At 28.6% G+C, this 19969-nt stretch carries 18 protein-coding genes; 1 reads left to right on the top strand and 17 read right to left on the bottom strand.

Annotation, left to right across the window (positions count from 1 at the left end):
• Positions 1–254 precede the first annotated feature (254 nt).
• From F3K33_RS26715 to F3K33_RS10060, 3 genes are all read right to left on the bottom strand, one after another.
• Positions 255–407 (bottom strand): hypothetical protein, encoded by a 153-nt coding sequence (locus F3K33_RS26715; protein ID WP_241395426.1) that lies wholly within the window; start codon positions 405–407, stop codon positions 255–257.
• A gap of 45 nt (positions 408–452) precedes the next feature.
• Positions 453–884 (bottom strand): helix-turn-helix domain-containing protein, encoded by a 432-nt coding sequence (locus tag F3K33_RS10065; protein ID WP_039773834.1) that lies wholly within the window; start codon positions 882–884, stop codon positions 453–455.
• A 106-nt stretch (positions 885–990) separates the two neighbouring features.
• On the bottom strand, positions 991–1761 hold the full coding sequence (locus tag F3K33_RS10060) for a type II toxin-antitoxin system HicA family toxin (RefSeq protein ID WP_023976936.1): 771 nt from the start codon (positions 1759–1761) through the stop codon (positions 991–993).
• A 797-nt stretch (positions 1762–2558) separates the two neighbouring features.
• Here F3K33_RS10060 and F3K33_RS10055 point away from each other — a divergent pair.
• A complete protein-coding gene (locus tag F3K33_RS10055; protein WP_039773835.1) occupies positions 2559–2909 on the top strand; it encodes a DUF6568 family protein in 351 nt (116 codons plus the stop codon).
• 282 nt (positions 2910–3191) lie between these two features.
• Here the strand turns inward: F3K33_RS10055 and F3K33_RS10050 are convergent, their stop codons facing one another.
• The 14 genes from F3K33_RS10050 to nifE all read right to left on the bottom strand — a co-directional run bounded on the left by F3K33_RS10050 (position 3192) and on the right by nifE (position 19798).
• A complete protein-coding gene (locus F3K33_RS10050; RefSeq protein ID WP_039773836.1) occupies positions 3192–3911 on the bottom strand; it encodes an HNH endonuclease in 720 nt (239 codons plus the stop codon).
• A 337-nt stretch (positions 3912–4248) separates the two neighbouring features.
• Complete coding sequence (locus F3K33_RS26330; RefSeq protein WP_017212855.1) at positions 4249–4413, bottom strand: hypothetical protein; 165 nt, start codon at positions 4411–4413, stop codon at positions 4249–4251.
• A gap of 390 nt (positions 4414–4803) precedes the next feature.
• Entirely contained in the window at positions 4804–7734 is a 2931-nt protein-coding gene (locus F3K33_RS10045; RefSeq protein ID WP_039773837.1) for a helicase C-terminal domain-containing protein, read from the bottom strand.
• Positions 7735–7746: 12 nt separating this feature from the next.
• Positions 7747–8175: a HepT-like ribonuclease domain-containing protein gene (locus F3K33_RS10040; protein ID WP_012058245.1), complete on the bottom strand. Its 429-nt coding sequence runs from the start codon at positions 8173–8175 to the stop codon at positions 7747–7749.
• Positions 8172–8591, bottom strand: a complete 420-nt coding sequence (gene mntA, locus F3K33_RS10035) for a type VII toxin-antitoxin system MntA family adenylyltransferase antitoxin (protein WP_023976161.1) — start codon at positions 8589–8591, stop codon at positions 8172–8174. Before mntA ends, F3K33_RS10040 begins: the two co-directional genes overlap by 4 nt.
• A 1025-nt stretch (positions 8592–9616) precedes the next feature.
• Complete coding sequence (locus tag F3K33_RS10030) at positions 9617–10399, bottom strand: hydroxymethylglutaryl-CoA lyase-like TIM-barrel protein (RefSeq protein ID WP_023976163.1); 783 nt, start codon at positions 10397–10399, stop codon at positions 9617–9619.
• A gap of 21 nt (positions 10400–10420) precedes the next feature.
• On the bottom strand, positions 10421–11335 hold the full coding sequence (locus F3K33_RS10025) for a homocitrate synthase/isopropylmalate synthase family protein (RefSeq protein ID WP_023976164.1): 915 nt from the start codon (positions 11333–11335) through the stop codon (positions 10421–10423).
• A 217-nt stretch (positions 11336–11552) separates the two neighbouring features.
• Positions 11553–12020: a siroheme decarboxylase subunit beta gene (ahbB, locus tag F3K33_RS10020; protein ID WP_023976165.1), complete on the bottom strand. Its 468-nt coding sequence runs from the start codon at positions 12018–12020 to the stop codon at positions 11553–11555.
• Positions 12013–12480 (bottom strand): siroheme decarboxylase subunit alpha, encoded by a 468-nt coding sequence (gene ahbA, locus F3K33_RS10015; RefSeq protein WP_039773838.1) that lies wholly within the window; start codon positions 12478–12480, stop codon positions 12013–12015. The genes ahbB and ahbA overlap by 8 nt, the downstream gene beginning before the upstream one ends.
• Positions 12481–12531: 51 nt before the next feature.
• Complete coding sequence (gene nirJ2 / locus F3K33_RS10010; RefSeq protein ID WP_039773839.1) at positions 12532–13515, bottom strand: putative heme d1 biosynthesis radical SAM protein NirJ2; 984 nt, start codon at positions 13513–13515, stop codon at positions 12532–12534.
• A gap of 49 nt (positions 13516–13564) precedes the next feature.
• Positions 13565–14734, bottom strand: coding sequence for a putative heme d1 biosynthesis radical SAM protein NirJ1 (nirJ1, locus tag F3K33_RS10005; RefSeq protein ID WP_039773840.1), 1170 nt, complete (start codon positions 14732–14734; stop codon positions 13565–13567).
• Between the two features lie 368 nt (positions 14735–15102).
• Positions 15103–15411 carry a 2Fe-2S ferredoxin gene (locus tag F3K33_RS10000; protein ID WP_012058237.1) on the bottom strand — a complete coding sequence of 103 codons (309 nt, stop codon included), beginning with the start codon at positions 15409–15411 and terminating at the stop codon, positions 15103–15105.
• A 345-nt stretch (positions 15412–15756) separates the two neighbouring features.
• Positions 15757–18447 carry a nitrogenase cofactor biosynthesis protein NifB gene (nifB, locus tag F3K33_RS09995; RefSeq protein WP_039773841.1) on the bottom strand — a complete coding sequence of 897 codons (2691 nt, stop codon included), beginning with the start codon at positions 18445–18447 and terminating at the stop codon, positions 15757–15759.
• Entirely contained in the window at positions 18434–19798 is a 1365-nt protein-coding gene (gene nifE, locus F3K33_RS09990) for a nitrogenase iron-molybdenum cofactor biosynthesis protein NifE (protein WP_039773842.1), read from the bottom strand. The genes nifB and nifE overlap by 14 nt, the downstream gene beginning before the upstream one ends.
• Positions 19799–19969: the final 171 nt, after the last annotated feature.

Here is a 19969-nt window from a genome sequence, read left to right as displayed (position 1 = left end):
AAACTTTAAAATTAGGCATTAGTATAGAATATCATATTTTTAAAAATATTACTATATCAAGAATACATTACTTCGTTTTATTTTTTTCTGATTTAAATCTTCTATTGAGAATATCTTTTAAAACCAAAACGGTATTCTCGTCATTAAAATTAAATTCGTTTTTGCAGTCATAGTATAACTTCAAGTATTTCTTTATTTGCATTAGGATATTCCTTTATCCTTTTTGTTATATCTATAATCCCCATAGTACTACCTTAAATCAACATCTCTGAAATATGAGATGAAGTCTTATTAACTAATGTATTTAAATTGATCATAACATAAGTTGATGCTTTAGAAAAAACATTAATATCCTTAATTTCTTCATTTAACTCTTTTATTTTTTCGTCTGTTGTATCATAAATCATTTTATACTCTTCGAATTGAGACTAAGATATCTCCTTGTGCATTTTTTATCTATAGAGATTCTTATGTTTTTTGGATATTAAAACCTGAACCAAATCTTTTAAAATTACCACATCCTTATTTGTAATTTTATCATCTTCCAATAGTTTTACTAAACGTTTAATATTGTTAGGTTTTTTAGAACAACGAAATTTTCCGTTTGTATCTAAATTATTATTATTATTATTAGTAGTAGTAGTTCCCAGATCTAATTTTTCATCTTGATTAAAGCCTAAGAGGAAATCTGTAGTAACATTATAATATGAAGCTAATCTTATTAAGTGATCATATATAGGATTTGCTTTACCAGTTTCCCATTTAGAAAGCATACTGCCAGTAATACTAATTTTAAACATTTCATTAATTTCATCTGCTAATTGATCTAATGTAATATTCTTATTTAACCTAAGATTTTTAAGAATTTTGCCAGTAATATTCATATTTCCCCTCCACAATGTAATTGATTGATTTAAAATTAAGTATACAATTATTAACATCATCAATCTACAAATTACAATTTATAATTTATTCATTAATTAATATTAATTAACTTGCTTTATTAGCATGAATTTGCTTTTGTATCTGAATCATTAACCCATATTTTAATTCATGAGCAGGAATTGGTACTATTTTATTAGTTTTATTATGTTGCATAATAATATGATCTCCGCTTTGCCTTACCTGCTTATACTCATTTTTCTCTGCTAAATCAATCATTTCTTTATAATCAAATATCTTAAAATAATCTTTTTTTTGATTTTTTTTAAGCTTTTCTAATAATTCTACTCTCTCATCATACTCTTTATTTCTTGTATCAATTATATCTTTAATTGTCATAAGATCCCAATAAACATCTTGCAATACCTCAATTTCACCCATGGATCCCATATCAAATTCAGAATACATATTAATAAGCTTTTTAGTAAATGCATCCATTCTTCTATTAAACATAAGAAGATCTTTCTTTGCACTTATAAATCTACTTACAATTTGAATCATGGTACATTTTAGCTGTGCTGCTTCACTTCCACAAACGTACATATATTCTTTCATCTTATCTCTGCTATTTTCATAATCATCTTTCATTTGAATATACTCTTTAACCAGTTTTTCTACTTCTTCTTTTAATGGATCACCTACAATAGCATTTATATTTAATTTATCTATTAATTTACCAATTGAGTATTTCAAGTTGTGAGCTTTTATATACACTTCATCCAGTAACTCATACTTGTACTTATCATATTTTCCTAAAATGTCCAATGTTTTATCTGTATTTTCTTTTTCTAATTGATTAAATTTTATTATCCAGTTCATTTTTCATACCAGCTTTCATAAATTCTTATAAAACCCAATTTATTACTTTTAAACCATGTAATTGTATATAATTATACTATATTTCCCAAATTTAATCAATATGTTAATAAAACTGATTTATTACTGAATTCCCTCTTTGTTAAACTAAGTTGAATGTTATTGTATTTACGAAAAAAGTAATTAATTACTTTTTTCAAGTAAAAAAATGCATGTACTAATAATTTTCTACATGCATTTTTTTATAATATATATGTTGTAATTCACAATGCAAAATTGCGACTAAAATTTTTGAAATATTTTTAGAATTATGATCAAGACTTATTTTTGCAATATATATTTTTTTATTATTCTTTATGCTATTAAGCAACAATTATCTTATGTTTATTACTAAATTATAAATAAGCTAAATCCCCTATCTTTTGATACCTATTGGAATTCTAAGAAATCTTGCTTCTTTAAAAAAGCTGAAACTTATTAATTTTATGTGCCTTCATCCCAAATAACTTTTGAAAAACCACATCATTTTGGGGATCTAATACTTTAATCATAGTTACTACCTCGTTTAGTAGTTCTTCTATAATATTGACTTATTTATCTCTACTTATACGAACAAATATTCTTTTTTTAATACATAAAGAGATACTAAGCCATTTTTACCCCCCATTTACATATCTTATTCTATAATTTTCTTTATAATATTTTCTATAATTTCACAAAATAACTACTAGAAAAACTAACTAGATTGATTAAATAATTTAGCTTTGATATACTATTATAAAAAAACTAGGAGGATACATATGTTTGAAAAAGATAGCTATGAAGAGAATGTAAAGTTATTTGAAAAAGTAATTTCTACACAAGCAGAAGAATTATTATCTAATGAAGACTTAGCTGCTATCTATATTGGTCGTGCAACATGCCCATTTTGCCGTAAATTTGCTAAGAAATTAAGTGGCTTAACTAATAAAATTAACACAACAATTTACTATGTAGATAGTTCTAATTTTTCAGATGATTTAATTGCCTCATTTAGAGAAAAATATAATATTGTAACTGTACCAGGATTTATTGTTAGTAAAAATAGAGAAATAGAGGTTTGCTGCGATTCTTCACTTTCAGAGGATGAAATATTAAATCTGTTAAAGTAAATAATCAACGAATATAATTATTATAAACTAAAGATACTCTAATTATAATAATACAAAAAGTGTGATAATGCTTTTCTATGGTAAGCATAAAAATTTTATCACCTTTAATATTTTTAAAGGTAGCAGTAAAATATCCTAGTAAGGCATAAATAAGCTTTACTAGGATATTTTAATATGTCTAATGTCTCAAATTCGTATTATTTAGCCTAATGGTGATATTAATAATATAAAGTAATTTCTCATTTATGATATGGTTCACAGTATCTATTGTAAGTGAGTTTTTTATATATTAAATCTGAATGCACAATTACATTTTTCAATTGTATTTCCTTTAAAAATGGAATAATGTTGAGGATATTTTTCATCAAAATATCTAATATCCTCTTTATCAAATCTAAGCAAATAACCATTCATATAAATATTGCCACTTATTTCGATTGTATCTGTATCTGGAATAATATTAATATTAATATCCTTATCATACTCTACTTTAAATGTATTTTTAGTATAAGCAAAATCAAATATTTCTTCATTCTCAACCCACCACTTATTATCTTCTACCCAGCAGATAAGATTTCTTTTTTTATCATATAGTCTCAAGGATACGTATAAATTATTATTCTCTACATTCATCTTAATTAGGTTTTCACCATTATAGTTAATAATATTGGGTGTATCTATAAATGTATTACCACCAATCATGACCTTACACTTATTAATAATAGATAAATATCCAGAACTTCTATCAATTTCACCTGATAGCTTTTTTCTTCTTTCTAATAGTTCCTCTTTTATTATTTTTCCTTGATGAACTAATGTATGACAATTGGGACATAATAATATTAAATTGTCAGAACAATTTTTTCCCCCATCCGCATATTGTACTATATGGTGTCTCTCCATTAAATTAACTCCACACCATGCACACTTAAAATTTGATGATTTATCTACTTTGTCTCGCTCTTCTTTTTTTATATATCTTGATTTTTCTTTCTCACTCATTATTTTTTCACCCCAATCCTCCTTTTTATTGTAGCATATTAACTTATGGTACGGTATTTCCACCTATAAAAATAGCCATAACAAAGTTATTTCAATGGCTAAGACTATAAACCTCACTTATTTATGATATGGTTAACCATTTATTATGGTAAAACTCTTTAAATTCCATTTAATTATACTACAATGTTTTGTTTTTTCTCCTAATACTATCCAGAATAACTATTCTACTCCAAAAATAAAACTGCCTCAAAATACAGTTTTGAGGCAGTTTTATTATATGTTAATAACTTTTTTTATACTTTAAAGTTATAATTTTCACTTTAATACTTTTAATTTATTAACTAAGTTGTTGTTCTAATTGTTCTAGATCACTTATGACCATATTTATAACTTCGATTTTAGACTTAGCATAATCATTCTTAGGAAGCCATTTCAACCCACATTCTAAGGATTCCTTTGTACTCTTATATTCTTGTAATAATTGTGTTATATTTTCTACCATACCCTTCACATCCCTCTCTTTATTCAATCTCTAAATTATAATTTTCTTATTTTGTAAAATAAATTACTTTATTTATATTATTACCACCTCCGTATAAAAATATAATAAATTTTCAACTTTATATTTATATACGTTTATTATAGCATATATTACATTTAAAGCTTATATTTTTTCTAAAAATTTTACCATTATCAAAATAATCTTTCAAAAACATCCTATAATTGTAATATATATAACCGATTTAAGAATTCTATTTATTAGATTGACATATTTACAAAGTTGCTAAAACTTTATGTGCATATCTTCACTAGAAATCATAAATATATTTACATAGCTTTTCGGAATCAAAATATTTATGATTTCGGTAAGTTTTATCACTTAAATTTAATTTTAAATCTTACCATTTAATTTAAAATTAATGTTTTCAAAATAATACATATCATTCTCAACTTTTAGTAATTCCCAAAATAATTTATGCTTTTTCGACTCATTGTTAAATTCCTCTTTAATGCTTTTATTACTTTTCTTAATGTTGTTTATGATTGTATTAATATTGTTTCTTCTCCAATTATTATAATCAAACTCCATCTCTGAAAGTACTTTAGTAGTGGATGAAAATTCTATACTTGGCCCATTTAGATCTCTTTCAAGATTTCTTATAGTATATGAATTTTGCCCTGGGTCTAAAATTATAAAGTATCCATAATCAAAAGTACTTCTAATAAGTCTACCATATATTTGCTTAGCTTTAATACATACCTGCGGATAATTCACATCCTGATACCCCTTCTTCTGGTATGTAGTAATTGCTCTTAAAATAGGATATTCTGGACTATAGTTAGGAATTTTATCTAACATAACACAGCTTAATGCGTCTCCAGGTACATCTATCCCCTCAAAAAAGCCCTTGCTTCCAAGTATTATAACCTGCCTATTTTTATCATTTAAAGCTCTTACTGATTTTTTGCTCATATGTACTTCTATTTTTGTTCCTCTAGTAAGCAGTTCAAGCTCTTCACTCACAGCAGTTCTCCTTGCATTATTATTGAATAAAACAAGAATATGACCATTTATTTTTAATGCGGTATTATAAATAAATTGGGAAACATTTTTTATATATGATGGCTCATCATACCTCCCAACATCTTTTAAAGCAAAGATTTTAGTCCTTTTCTTTAAATCAAAAGTTGGTGGAATTATAAACTCCTTTGCCTTTTCCTGTCCTAAATGCTTTTTTATTTTATTAAAAGAATTTTCTATTCTCAATGTTGCCGATAAGAACGTTGTACTTTTAACATCTTTTAACATATGTTCATTAACTAGCTCTCCAACATTTAAAGGAACATTTTTAAGTGTGAATGATTTATATTCTGAGTCTACTTCTAATATTTTTGCATAGAACACTGAGCTTTCTAAAAACTTATCTAAAACATCAAATGCACTTTTAAGCTTTGCTATGAAATCAGATAAATTCTTGTGGTCAATATCTCCATCTATTTCGTCATCTAAAGTTATATTATAAATATAATCATTTAACATCTTATATAGTGGATATATACTTTCTTTCAAAACTGATATCTCAGATCCTATGGCATTTGTTATTCCTTTTAAATCTTCTCTTGGAAGGAAAAATTCAGTAGTAAAATTATATTCCCCGCTAACAAGCCTTATACTTCTAAAATCATTTAATAATATATTTATATTTACTATAATGTCATTTGCTAAATACATAATTTTATCTTTTTCTATGGTTTCCCTATAACCATAGCTGGCATTTAAAGTTAAAAGCATAGCTATAATACTCGGGTGACCTTTTTCTATAAGATCTAGCAATTGTATAAATTCAGCTGACGAAAATTCCTCAGCAAAAAAATCATAACACTTTTCCATTAAATTATGACCCTCATCAATAATTATGTGGTTAATTTTTTTCTTTTCAGTATATGGCCAGCATGCTAAAAGAGAATGATTAATAACTGTGATGTTTTCCTCAGGCAGCTCATTATACCTTTTTCTCAAAAAGCAAGCCCTTGTACATTTATCAAGCTTACATTGTTCACTATCACAATTAACTTCCCTTATGTACTTATCCAATTCCAGATGTTTTTGAACTAGATAATTTATATTTTCTATATCTCCATAATTACCATTTTCACAAAGTCTTCTTAGGAAAAGTAATGCTAGATTCCCTTTTTCATCCATCTGAAATTCTTCACATCTATTTATTCGCTCTATGCAAAGATAATTTCCTTTACCTTTCATAGCACCGTAATTTAATTTATCATCTAATCTTAATTTTTTAAGTATAGTCGGAATATCTCTCTCAATAAGTTGATTTTGTAATTCCTTTGTATTAGTAGATATAATAAAGCTAGCATCATCTTTTCTATTTTTCTGCTTATTTAGGTACGTTTCAATAGCAGCTATTATTACATACGCAAAAGTCTTCCCACTTCCAGTTGGTGCCTCTATAAATATCCTCTCACCTTTTTCAAAATTTTCTCTTATCTTTTTTGCAAATTCCTTTTGATCTTTTCTATACTGGTATCCAAAATCCCCACCATTGTTCCATATCTCTTCATTTTCAAGTAAATCTTCATATTTCAAATAATCTATAGGAATTTTCTTTAGCTTAAGTTCCTCTTCTTTGTTCTCTAGGTAATTTACATATGTATAACCTTCATCAATGAAAAAAGGAGGCTTCAATAAATGCTTAGTCCATGGCCATTTTTGTAAATACTGATATTCTTTAATAATTAGATTATGTAGAGATTTATTCTTTTTTCTGCTATTTTCTTCTCTATTCCATTGCCTTAAAAGTAGTGAATTAACTACTTTTAAGGTGTCTATTGAATCTGATAGTCCTCTATGTAACTCATCCTTATTTAAATTAGTAATTTCTTTAATTAAAGAATTTAAATTATATTCTTTTCTCCATGGTTCTAAAATTATTGCAAGTTCCATAGAATCCATTATTGTATTTTTTATTTCAGGAATATAAAAAGATAAAAATTTTCTTTCAAAATTTGCATTATGGCATATTAAAGGTAAATCTTCTAAAAATTCCAGTACTTCTTGTTTTATTGAATTCAAACTTCTAGCACTTAGTAAATCTGCCTCCTTTAAATCACTGCAGAGACTGTAAATACTTATTGGCACGCGTCCTCTTGGTCTTATTAATGTATTATAAGTAGTTATAACTCCATTCTTAACTTTAACAGCTCCAATTTCTATAATTTCTGAGCATGTTTCATCAAGTCCAGTTGTTTCTATATCTAAATATATTACATTATCTAAAACACTGATTAAATCTTCTAGCATCTTTTCCCCTACTTACTCTTTTAAATACTGTTTTGCGATATTTAAAATTTTCTTAAAATCATCTTTATACTTTACAACATGCTCAAATAATTCTGCATGTGCTGGTTCTTTATATCTATGTGAAATTCTATTTCTAAGAAGTCTTGATTTTTCTAAGAAGTTAAACAACTCAGCATCAAGTACTTTTTCCTCTTTTAACACTTCCAAACTATCATTTAAAGTCATACCTATTTTATATTTTTTTAATGACTTAAGAGTTACTGATGTAAAGTCTTCTAGTATTGTATTAAAACTTACAAATAATTGTCTCAAACTAGATTTTGCAAGCTTAATCATTATTTTATTATCACTATTGTTTTCTAATATCTCAATGCACTCATCGATATCACTTATACACTCTTGAAAATCTTCAACTATCTTTATAAGTCTTTCTTGATTCATGACAACACATCCCTTCTTCTAAACCAAAAGAAATTCTCATTTTCTCTATATATTATATCAACTTCATCTTTATACTTTTCTAAAATAACATTATTATCATTAGAATATATAATTTTACCTTCATTTAATACATTTATCTTTAAAAATATAGTTAATTCTCTACTTCTTAAATCTATAACATCAATTTCTTTACCCAAAGTTCTTTCTAAAAATAATTCAAGTTCTAATATTTTATCTAAAGGTATATTTTCTATACCTATTACTGCTATATCTATATCTGACTCTTGAGTGAAATCATCGTTGTTAAAACTTCCAAAAGTGAGCATACTCGAAATGCTATATCTTTCTAGAAGATTATTTACTTCTTCACTTTTTAGTTTGCTCATAATTTGTTTTTTTTCATCTGCCAACTTCATCTTGTTCACCCGCCAATTTACAATAATTTATGTAATAAATTATAACACAATTTTATTTAAACATATTTATTATTTTGGACTTTATAAATAATACTATGCAACTTATATTTTTTCAATATAGATATCTAGCTTTGAACTTAGATTTATGTGATAACTTACCGAAATCATAAATATTTTGTTCCGAAAAGCTATGAAAATATCGCTGAAGGTTCTAAGCAACAGGTTGTATCCACTTTAGCATGCTCCAACTTTCAGTTTGACAAGCTAAAATGGAACAACCTACAGCTAAGAACCTTTAACAGCTCATTTTCAAATGTTTTCTTCACAAATATATTTATGATTTCTAATGAAGACATGAACTTAAAGTTTTATCAACTTTGCAAATATGCTCTTCTAATAATTCGAATGCTTAAATTGTTTATCTATACATACCGAAATTGCATATATTTTTATTCCACAGGACTTAAGAAATTTTCGCTAGAAAGTTCTAAGTAAAAGGTTGCACTCATTTCAGCATGCTCCTTAGGCAAGCTCATGACAAGCAGCAAATCAAACAACCTCCCATTAAGAAACATCAACAGCTTATTTTCAATGCCTATTCCACAAATATGTATCCAATTTCTAGGTTTGATATGCACTTAAATATGGTTAATTCTGAATATAACACCAATCATAAGTAGATTTTATAAATATATTGTAACCTCAAGGTGCAGAATAAGCGATTCTCAATAAATCTTTGATTTATTAAGAATCGCTTATTCAGTGGGATAATCAACTCAACAACTTGTTATTTAATCACTCTAAACCATAAATTGCATGCCATAATACAATACTAGAAAGCAGAAACATTTTTATGCAGCAGGCATTGAAAATGAGCTGTTAAAAGTTCTTAATTGTAGATTGTTCCACTAACGCTTGTCACAATGAAATTGGGAGCAAGCATTAGTGGTGCAACCTGCAATTTAGTACTTTCAGCAAAATTTTCATAGTCCTGCGAAATAACAATGTTTCTACTTTCGGAAATTCTAAATCAATCCCTCAATTTTTTTATTTCTTTTTAAATATGCATTTGATATTTTTAAAAACTCCTGTAGATTACAATTTCCTGTTCTTTCACCTATTCCACCCAACGTGCAATCCACATATTTAGCACCACTTTTAACTGCCTCTAGGGAAATTGGAATCGCCATTCCAAAATCGTTATGAGCATGAATTTCTATTTCTATTCCGGTATTGTTTACTAAAGTTTTAATTGAATCCTTTATAAGTGAAGGCATTGATATTCCTACGGTATCTGCATATCTTGCCCGCTTTACGCCCATACCAATAATTATTTCACACAAATTTATAAGATAGCTAATGTCTGCCCTAGAAGCATCTTCAAAACCTATAGTAACTTCATAACCTTTATCTCTCGCTAAAAATACACATTCCTTAATATTTTCTTCAACCCACTTTTTATCCTTTCCTAAATTCGAATATATTTGTATATCCGATGTAGGAACGCTAATATGAATGATATCTGGCTTACACTCCATTGAATGAAATATATCATTTTTATTCATTCTATTCCAAGCGGAAATTAGTGAATTTTTTCTTATTTCTAATATCCTCTTAATGCATTCTTTTTCTAAATCTCCCATTGCAGGTATGCCTGCCTCTATCTGATAAATCTTCATTTTATCCATATATTTCGCAATTTCAATTTTTTCATCAATTGAAAAAGCTTTTCCTGCACATTGTTCACCATCTCTTAAAGTTGTATCCACAATATATATTTCATTGTCTAATTTTTCATTATAAATCAATATATCACCACCTTATAAAATCTAAACACACAGTTTCTTATATAATCTTTTTATTTCATCATTACTTAATCCACCACGCTTTTGTGTGCTCAATTTCCTTACATCTTCCAACATAATTGTTAAATTATCATGCTCGTATTTTATGTTTAGTTCTTCTAATTTTATTTCTAATGCATTTACACTTGAATGCTTACCTATAATAATATTTCTTTTCCTTCCAATTTCACTAGGGTCATATGGTTCAAAAGTTCTTGAATCTTTAGCTATACCATTTACATGAATTCCTGATTCTACATTGAAAATATCTTTTCCTATAAAAGGTGCATTTCCTCTGATTTTACTTTCAGTAATATCTTCAAATATGCTTAATACCTTGGGAAATAGCTTATAATTACTATGATCTTTTATTTTCTCTAAAAAAGAAGACCCTCCTAATATTTCTTGAAGAGGAGCAAAGCCACCAATTCCTGCAAAAGTCGTTACAACTTTTTTCCCTCCAGCTTTAACCCATTCTAAACTCATAGCTGTAGCTGATTTATAATTATTTTTTATACTTAGCTCTATATTATTTCCAAAGAACTTTATTATCTCTAAAAAAATCTGCTGATAATCATAAAAGATAATGTCATCAAGTCCTACTATTCTTGCATTCATTTTGTTATATATATTTAGCTTATTGTCTAATATCTCATATAATACATTAACACTTCCTATTTCAATTTTATTATTGTTAGATATTATGAATTTTACATCTTGAGGCAATGGTGATAGTTCTTCATAAAGCTCTTGCGTAATTTCTATATAATCGCTTCCTATTATATATAGTAATTTTATCAATTCTCTTACCTGTGCGCTTTTCTCTTTTAACTTATCACCAAATATCTCTCTCAAAACAATTATTGTCCTATCTATAATTTCGATTTTTCTTTCATCCATAATTCCACCCCTTTTTAATTGCAAATTTTTTCTACATGTGAATATAATCTATCTAAAAGGAGCCTACTTAATATATTTATATATATTAAACAGGCTCCCTTGCCAACAAAAAATAGCCTAAAACAAAACTTCTTAGTTTGGTTTTAGACCACATTGTCTTTGTTAATATGCTATTTTATACATATATTATCACATAACCAATGCTTTGTATATATATTTATTTGAAATATTTCATGCTAGTCTTTTTTAATTCTCTTGTGCTATACAAAATTTTGTAATTTTCAATTCCTATATCATCAGCTATCTGCTTAATAATTTTGTTACAGCTTTCCTTATCTTTCTCGTGTATCATTGTGTATAGATTATAATCCCACGAACCAAAAGGTTTCCTTTCATAACAGTGTGTAACTACAGAAATGGATGCCATATATTCTCCAATTTCATCTAATCTTTCATCATCAATCTTCCAAACTACCATTGCATTAGCTTTAAATCCAGCTTTTCTATGATAAAGTATTGCTCCTATTCTTTTTAATATTCCAGTTTCACTATAATTTCTGATTTTATCTATAAGCACATCTTCATCCATACTAAGCTCTTTAGCTATATCCTTATACGGATTAGTTATTATAGGAATATCCTCTTGCAATCTACTTATTATTTTCTTATCAAAATCACTAATCATTTGTATCATCTCCTTGAAGATTTAAAGCCACTTTAATCTTAAATAACTTAACTGAAGGTAAACTCATTATTTCTTCCAAACCAGTATTTCTCTTTATTTCTTCAAGAATATTAATCAAATTCTCTTCTGAACGCGTTATCATAGTAAACCACATATTATACTCATCTTCTCTTATATAATTGTGAGTCACTTCATCATACATATTTATATATTCTGCAACCTTTTCAATTTCATTTTCAGGCACTTTAGCTGCACAAAGAGTACTTGTATATCCAATTTTTCTCGAATTAAAAATTCCACCTATTCTTCTTATTATTCCTTCATTTTTTAACTTATTTATTCTTTTTAATACTTCATTTTCTGTAAGTAATAATTTTTCCCCTAGTATTTTAAAAGGATTCTTATCTATTGGAATTTCATTTTGCATTAAATTAAGCAATTCTTTATCTGTTTTATCCATAGCAGTTCCTCCTCACTTAAAGTTTTGGAATGTCAAATAGAATCCTTGCCTTTAATTATTAAAAATGCAAATTTTATCTGATGCCATATAATCTCCGTCATTATAATATGCAGCTCTTGCTCTGCAGCCTCCACAACTTTTTTTATCTTTACAACTGTTACAAGTTCCTTTATATTCTTGAGTTCTTAGGTTATTGAGTAATTCACTATTTTTCCATATTTCATCAAATGGGATTTCTCTTATATTACCAGCCACTTCTGTTAAATAAGCACAAGCCTGAACATCTCCTTTTGGATTAATAATACAATAGCTTGTTCCTGCAATACATCCACGTTTAAATCTACTATTTACACCTAAATCTTCTGCAATTCTAACAAATTGTGGAGCACAAGTTGGCTTTATTTCTATGTTTACTTCACTTTGCTTTTTCATTATTGACGTTAATAACTCTTCATACTCTTTTGAACTTAATAATTCATCTTCTATATCTTTTCCTCTTCCTGTAGGTACAAGGAAGAATATATGATGAGCTGCTGCTCCCATAGCTACTGAAAAATCAGTCAAACTAATTATCTCATTTTTATTCCAATCCATGACAGTTGTATGAATTTGAAATCTAATTCCTAAATCTCTACAATTTTTCATTGCATAAATGGTATCTCTAAAAGCTTCATTATTTCCTCTAAATTTATTATGTTTTTTTGAATCAAGACTATCAAGACTTATGCCTATTGCAGAAATACCAGCAGCTTTTAATTTTTCTGCCATTTCCCTTGAAATAAGGATGCCATTTGTTCCAAGGACAGGTCTTAAGCCAGCTTTGGATGCATAATTTATTAATTCAAAAATATCCTCTCTCATTAATGGTTCTCCACCAGAGAATATCATTATTTTAAAATTAGCTTTTGCAATTTGATCTATAAGTAACTTTGCTTCTTCTGTATTTAATTCACCTTGACTTTCTTTGCCTGAATCTCTATAACAATGACTGCACTTTAAATTGCATTTATTTGTAGTATTCCATGATATTATCATTTGCATTCACTCACCTTTACATAAAATCTCATATACCCTTTTGTATTTCTTATTTCATAATATTAATTTCATCATCTGTAAGATAGCAAGCAGGATCCTCTGCCCAAAAATCATTATGTACAGCTTCAGCTCTAGTTCTGAAATTGCCATTACAAACATTTAACCATTTACAAGAAGAACATCTACCCTTTAATAATTTTTTTCTATTTCTAAGACCATTTAATATTTCATTTTCAGAATTTCTCCATATAGATCCGAATTTTTCTTCTTTCACATTTCCAAAAGTATGTTGCCAAGTAAATTGATCTGGATGAACATTTCCAAAAAAGTCTACATTAGCAAAAGCCATTCCTGATCTATTTCCACCATTAGTCTTTAAAAGTTTTAATATGTTATCTGATTTATCTTTAAATTTCTCTAATGACTTTAAATATGTATAAACGGCATCTGCATGATTATCAACTGTAAGTATCTCAACACTTGGACCAAATTCTATTGCCTTACTTATGATTAAGTCTAGAGCTTGTCTTGTTTCTTCCTTAGAAATATCTTCATCTACCATTTTACTTCCTCTTCCCGAATATGCTAAATGATAGAAACACACTCTAGGTATCTTTTCTTCTTTTATTAGCTTAAATATATCTTCCAATTCTTTATAATTGTTTTTATTTATAGTAAACCTAAGACCTACTTTTTGATCAACTTCAATGCAATTTCTTATTCCTCTTAAAGCACTGTCAAAAGCACCACTAACACCTCTAAACGCATCATGATTTGATCCTATACCATCAAGGCTTACACCTACATATCCAAGATTTATTTTCTTTAAAGATTTGCAAACATCTTTATCTAAAAGAGTCCCATTAGTAGATATCGTACTTCTTATTTTTCTTTGACTTGCATAATCTAATAATTCCAAAATGTTTTCCTTCATCAGAGGCTCTCCCCCAGAAAACAATAATGCTGGTACGTTAAAATCTTTTAAATCGTCTATGAATTTTTTTGATTCATCTAACGTAAGCTCGTCATCATATCTTTTATTATCTGAACTTGCATAACAGTGTTTACATTTTAAATTACAAGTTTTTGTACAGTTCCAAGCAACTACAGGTCCTCTTCCTGGACTAACTCCATACTTTTCTATGGCTGCGCCTTCTACATACCTTAAGCTATCTCCATAATTATCAGAATTACATAAAAGTTTAGTTATACTTATCATTTTCAAATCTCCTTACATCATTGATTCTCGTTATGATCTAAGCAATTTTTTAAATTCATAAACAAAAACAAATCTAAATTTTTTTACATGGACAGAGCTATCTTAAAATCAAAACCATAGAGATAATTACTCTCTATGGCTTCAATTAATTATGCTTCATTATACCACGAATTGTTAATGCAGTAAAACAATGCTATTCTAAAATACGGCACCTTATACCATCGAGAATATCCGAATCTGTAGCATAAAATACCGCCAATACTTTTGTAATTGGCGGTATCAAATATTTTTATTTTTTCACTGTTGCTTAACACAAAGCAGTTCATAGTGTGACAGCCCACTTTTATGGACTAGTATAAAATTTATTTTTAAATAACTAATTCTTGTACTACTTTTCCACCTTCAATATGTTCTTCCACAATTCTTTCTACATCTTCAACTTTTACATTTCCATACCAAGTTCCTTCAGGATATACAACTACTATAGGACCTTTGTTGCAAACACCCAAACACCCTGTATTAGTCACCATTACTTCATTTATTAAATCCCTATCTTCAACTTCTTCCATAAACTTTTGCACAACCTTTACTGAATCTTTAGAATAGCACATTCCTTTTTGCATTCCATTAACTCTACAACTTGCACAAACAAAAATGTGATGTTTAATATCAATCATTTCACTCATCTCCTATTTTCATTAAATATTTATACTTTGATGTATATTCCATACCAGAAAGAAGAGGTACTCTTTTGTAACCACAAGGGTCATAATATGTAGTGTTGCATTGATAATATGGCTGTAGGATTTCTTAAGCAGAAGTTGTTCCATTTGAGCTTGTGAAGTGAGAGTCCAAAATTTTATTTTGGATTCTCGAACTTCCTCAGCGAATGAAATGAGTCGAGCTTCCTTAGGAAAGCTGGAGCATGCTCAAATGGGTGCAACTTCTGCTTCTAGAAATCCACAGCCATGTTATCTAGCAACCGAAACAACAGAGTACCTGTTCTTTCGTTGGATATCACATTAAGCTCTTAGCATTTCTTCAACTTCAGTTCCTTTTAATATAGCTTCTGCTGCTTTTTCAACAGCTGTTTCAATGGTTTCACATGTCATAAAAACTTCTATATTCATACTTTTAAATTTTCTTTTTGGTTCATCACCAATTCTAAGACAAAGTACTCCATTGCAGTCTGAAACAACTTTTGAAAGCTTAGCAAACTTATCTTCCTCTTCCTCACAAACTTCTTTACCATTACAATATTTTTCAACATTTCTTTTTTCCAAATATCTTGGCTCTCCATTTTTATATTCATAGATATAAAATTCAGATGCATGTCCAAAATGCATGTCCACGCCTATTCCACTTTTTGATGCAATAGCAAACTTTAGTGGTTTTTCTTCTGTAACTTCCTTTACATTTGATGGCTTATTAAATTTTTGAGATTGATCATCTCCAAGTAAACCAATAGCATCTGCTCTGCATTGCTTACAATGATACATCTGTTCAATATGCTCTCCACATTTTTTTCTTAAATCCATTATTTCCTTATTACTTGTAAGAGGCATATTTTCAAAGACACTTCCTTTTACAGGAATCATTTGCATTATATTTGTTATTCCTGCTCCAAGTTCCTTTGCTTTTTTTGTTACTTCCTCTATATGATGATCATTAATTCCCTTAAGCATTACTATATTGACCTTAACCATAATTCCTCTATCAGCTAAATACTTAATACCCGATAATTGGTTATTTAAGAGAATTTGAGCTGCCTCTTCACCAGTATAAGTAACCCCTAAGTAATCTACGAATTTATATACTTTAGCAGTTATTTTAGGATCAATAGCATTCATTGTTACAGTTACATGACTTACTCCTAAATTAATCAGCTCTTGAGCATAAAATGGAAGCATTAATCCGTTTGTTGATAGACAAAATGTAACTTCTGGATCATGTTCTCTTATAAGCTTCAAAGTTTCCCTAACATTATCAAAGTTAGCAAGAGCATCGCCAGGTCCTGCTATTCCAACAACTTTTAAGTTGTCCATTTTTGATTTTACTAGTTTGTATTTAGCAAAAGCTTCTTCTGGAGATAATACTTCAGTTGTTACCCCAGGTCTGCTCTCATTAACACAATCAAATTTTCTTAAACAATAATTGCAGCTAATATTACACTTTGGCGCTATAGGAATGTGCATTCTTGCATACTTGTGAGCTGATGAACAGCTAAAACATGGATGAGTTTTTGTTTTTTCTTCTACTTCTTCTCTGCTGATAATTCTTGCTTCCATCTTTTTCTCCCCCTCAATTGCTATATCTTTATTACTTATTTCAACTTCTTCCTTATAATATTCATTGTATAAATTCTCTCTAAAGGTCATTTCAGTCTTAGCAAGCATAACATTAGTAATTTGATCCCCTAAATTTAAAGATCCTTCATAGCCTATAGATAATATTCTTTGTCCACCGATCCTATCATGAATAGGAAATGACATTCGAATTAATGGAATCTTATGTTTTTCCTCTATTCTTCTTCCATCCGAGCTTCCAATCATTACATTTACCTTTAAATCTAAGGCGAATTTTTCTATTTCCTTAAAGTCTGCCTCATCTATGATTTTGCATTCACCTGCAAATAACTGATTTGAAAGTTCGTCAACTTCTTCCCTTAAGCTTGGTTCAAGTTTTTTACATACATCTCCACTTGCAATAAGTACTGGTACAGCTCCGTTTTCCACAGCTAATCTTGCAGTAGAGTATACAAAATCAGGTTCTCCAAATATAGCAATTCTAGCTTCTGCATTATATTTATGAGAATCAATCATAGCATCTAAATATCTTCCTCTTTGTTTTTTATATTTTTCTGGAATTGGATTTCCTGATATTTTAGCTAGCACTTTTAAAAAATTATCAGTATCTCTAAGACCTCTTGGAACATTAATTCTAAAATTCTCAACTCCAAAATTCTCCTCTAAATAAACTCCTACAGAATATTCTTCTTTAATAAATGTGGTTAGTTCAATGGTAGCCTTTGCACCACCCATAAATTTAATTTCGTCTATACTCGTACCATTGCTTGGAAGCCTATTATATTTTTTACTATGAACTCCATCTAAATTCTCCGATAAGTCAGGCAGCAATATATAATCAATTTTAAAATCCTCCAAGATTTCTTTTATCTCCCTCATATCCGCACTACTCATTGGCCCGGCAATAACATTTACTTTTTCATTTTTATCTGTATACATTTCTACATTTTCTACAACTGCCCTTAAAGCTGTAAAATATCCGCCATATTGAGTTCCACCATATCCAGGCGATTGTATTGGTATTAACTTAACTTTACTATCTGGATGTTTTTCATAAAATATCTTTGAAAGTCTTACTACATCCTCTCCTATGGTTTCTGCAAGGCAAGTTGTTGCAATACCTATAACTTCTGGGTTATATAATTTAATTAAATTTTCTAATCCTTTAATTAAATTATTTTCACCACCATAAACAGTTCCTTCTTCAGTTAGTGAAGATGAAGCAATATCTACAGGCTCATTATAGTGTGTTGCCATATGTCTTCTAATATATGTACTACAACCTTGAGAACCATGTAATATAGTCATGCAATTTTTAATTCCATATAAAGCATTGCTAACTCCCATAGGCATACACATTTTGCATGGATTTACGGTTAGATTTACATAACTTTTAGATTCCTTCATTCTCTTCACTCTCCTTTACATACTTCCATACAGGACTATTAATTGAAAGATTAATTTCCTTTGCGAAATTAACAGCTCCTACAAAACCTCCAAGAGGATGCTTTCTTTCATGATTATGGTCACAAAAGGCAACTCCCAATTTATAAGCAAGTGGTCTTTCCTTAACCCCTCCAACTAAAATATCTACATCCTGCTCAATCATAAATTTTTCTAATTCCGAAGGATTTGCATCGTCCAAAACTACTGTTCCATCCCTAACTAGACTATTTATAACTTCATAATCATCTTTCTTTCCAGTTTGTGTTCCAACCATCACTGTATCTATTCCAAGTTCATTAAACTGTTTGATTAAGGAGATTGCTTTAAATCCTCCGCCTACATATATTGCAGCTTTTTTACCTCTAAGATTTTCCTTATATTTTTCTAATATAGGCAATATCTTTTCTTCTTCTTCCTTAACAAAAGCCTTAGCCTTTGCTAACATTTCTTCATCTCCAAATAAGCTTGCTATTCTGAGTAATGAATTTTTTGTATCTTCAAGTCCCACAAAACTTATTTTAACGAAAGGAATGTCCATTTCTGCTTCCATTCTCTTTGCTAAATATGTCATGGAGCCAGCACATTGAACAACATTAAAACTTGCGCTGCTAGCTTTGATTAATTTGTCATAGCTGGAATCTCCAGTAATAGTTGATATCACATCTACTCCAATTTTCTTTAGATACTCTTTAACTATCCATATTTCACCAGCTAAATTGAAATCTCCTAACATATTAATTCCTTTTCTCTTAGGGAGAATATTCCTAGAAAATAAATTCATTAGTGCATTACATGCTAATTTATATCCTTTAGATTTATTTCCAGAAAAACCTGGCGACATAACTGGAATGACAGGTACATTATATTTTTCCTCAGCCATTTTACATACTGCCTTAACATCGTCACCTATTACTCCAACAATGCAAGTTGCATAAACGAAAATCAACTTAGGATTATGATTTTCCATTATCCCTTCTATGGCAGCAATTAATTTTTTTTCACCACCAAAAATAACATCTTGTTCACTTAAATCTGTTGAAAAACTATTTCTATATAAATTATCACCACTTGAAAGACTTCCTCTTATATCCCAAGTGTAACTAGCACATCCAATAGGTCCATGAACTATGTGGTATGCATCTGTTATTGGATTTAATACAACTCTTGCTCCACAATATACGCACGCTCTTTGACTAACTGATCCTGATACACTATCACCATCGCACTTCATAGATTTTTTATTATGACCTTCTTTAAAACACACAAAATCTTCTCTTTCTTCAAGAAGTGAATTAGATATCCTTTTTTCCATAATGTCACACACCACCTTTTAAATTTGTAATTATAGATTGAGAATTGAGAATAAAGGATGAAAGTTAACTTAACTTTAAACAATGCACACAATACATTTTTTATAAATTCCTTATAACCAAATTTATTACTCATTCTACATTCTCAATTTTCAATATTAATGAGCATTAAA

Origin of the sequence: Clostridium beijerinckii, from assembly GCF_008705175.1 — a bacterium.
Taxonomy (GTDB): Bacteria; Bacillota; Clostridia; order Clostridiales; family Clostridiaceae; genus Clostridium; species Clostridium beijerinckii.
The sequence above is the reverse complement of the archived record's forward strand: the minus strand, read 5'-3'. Positions and strand labels throughout refer to the sequence as shown.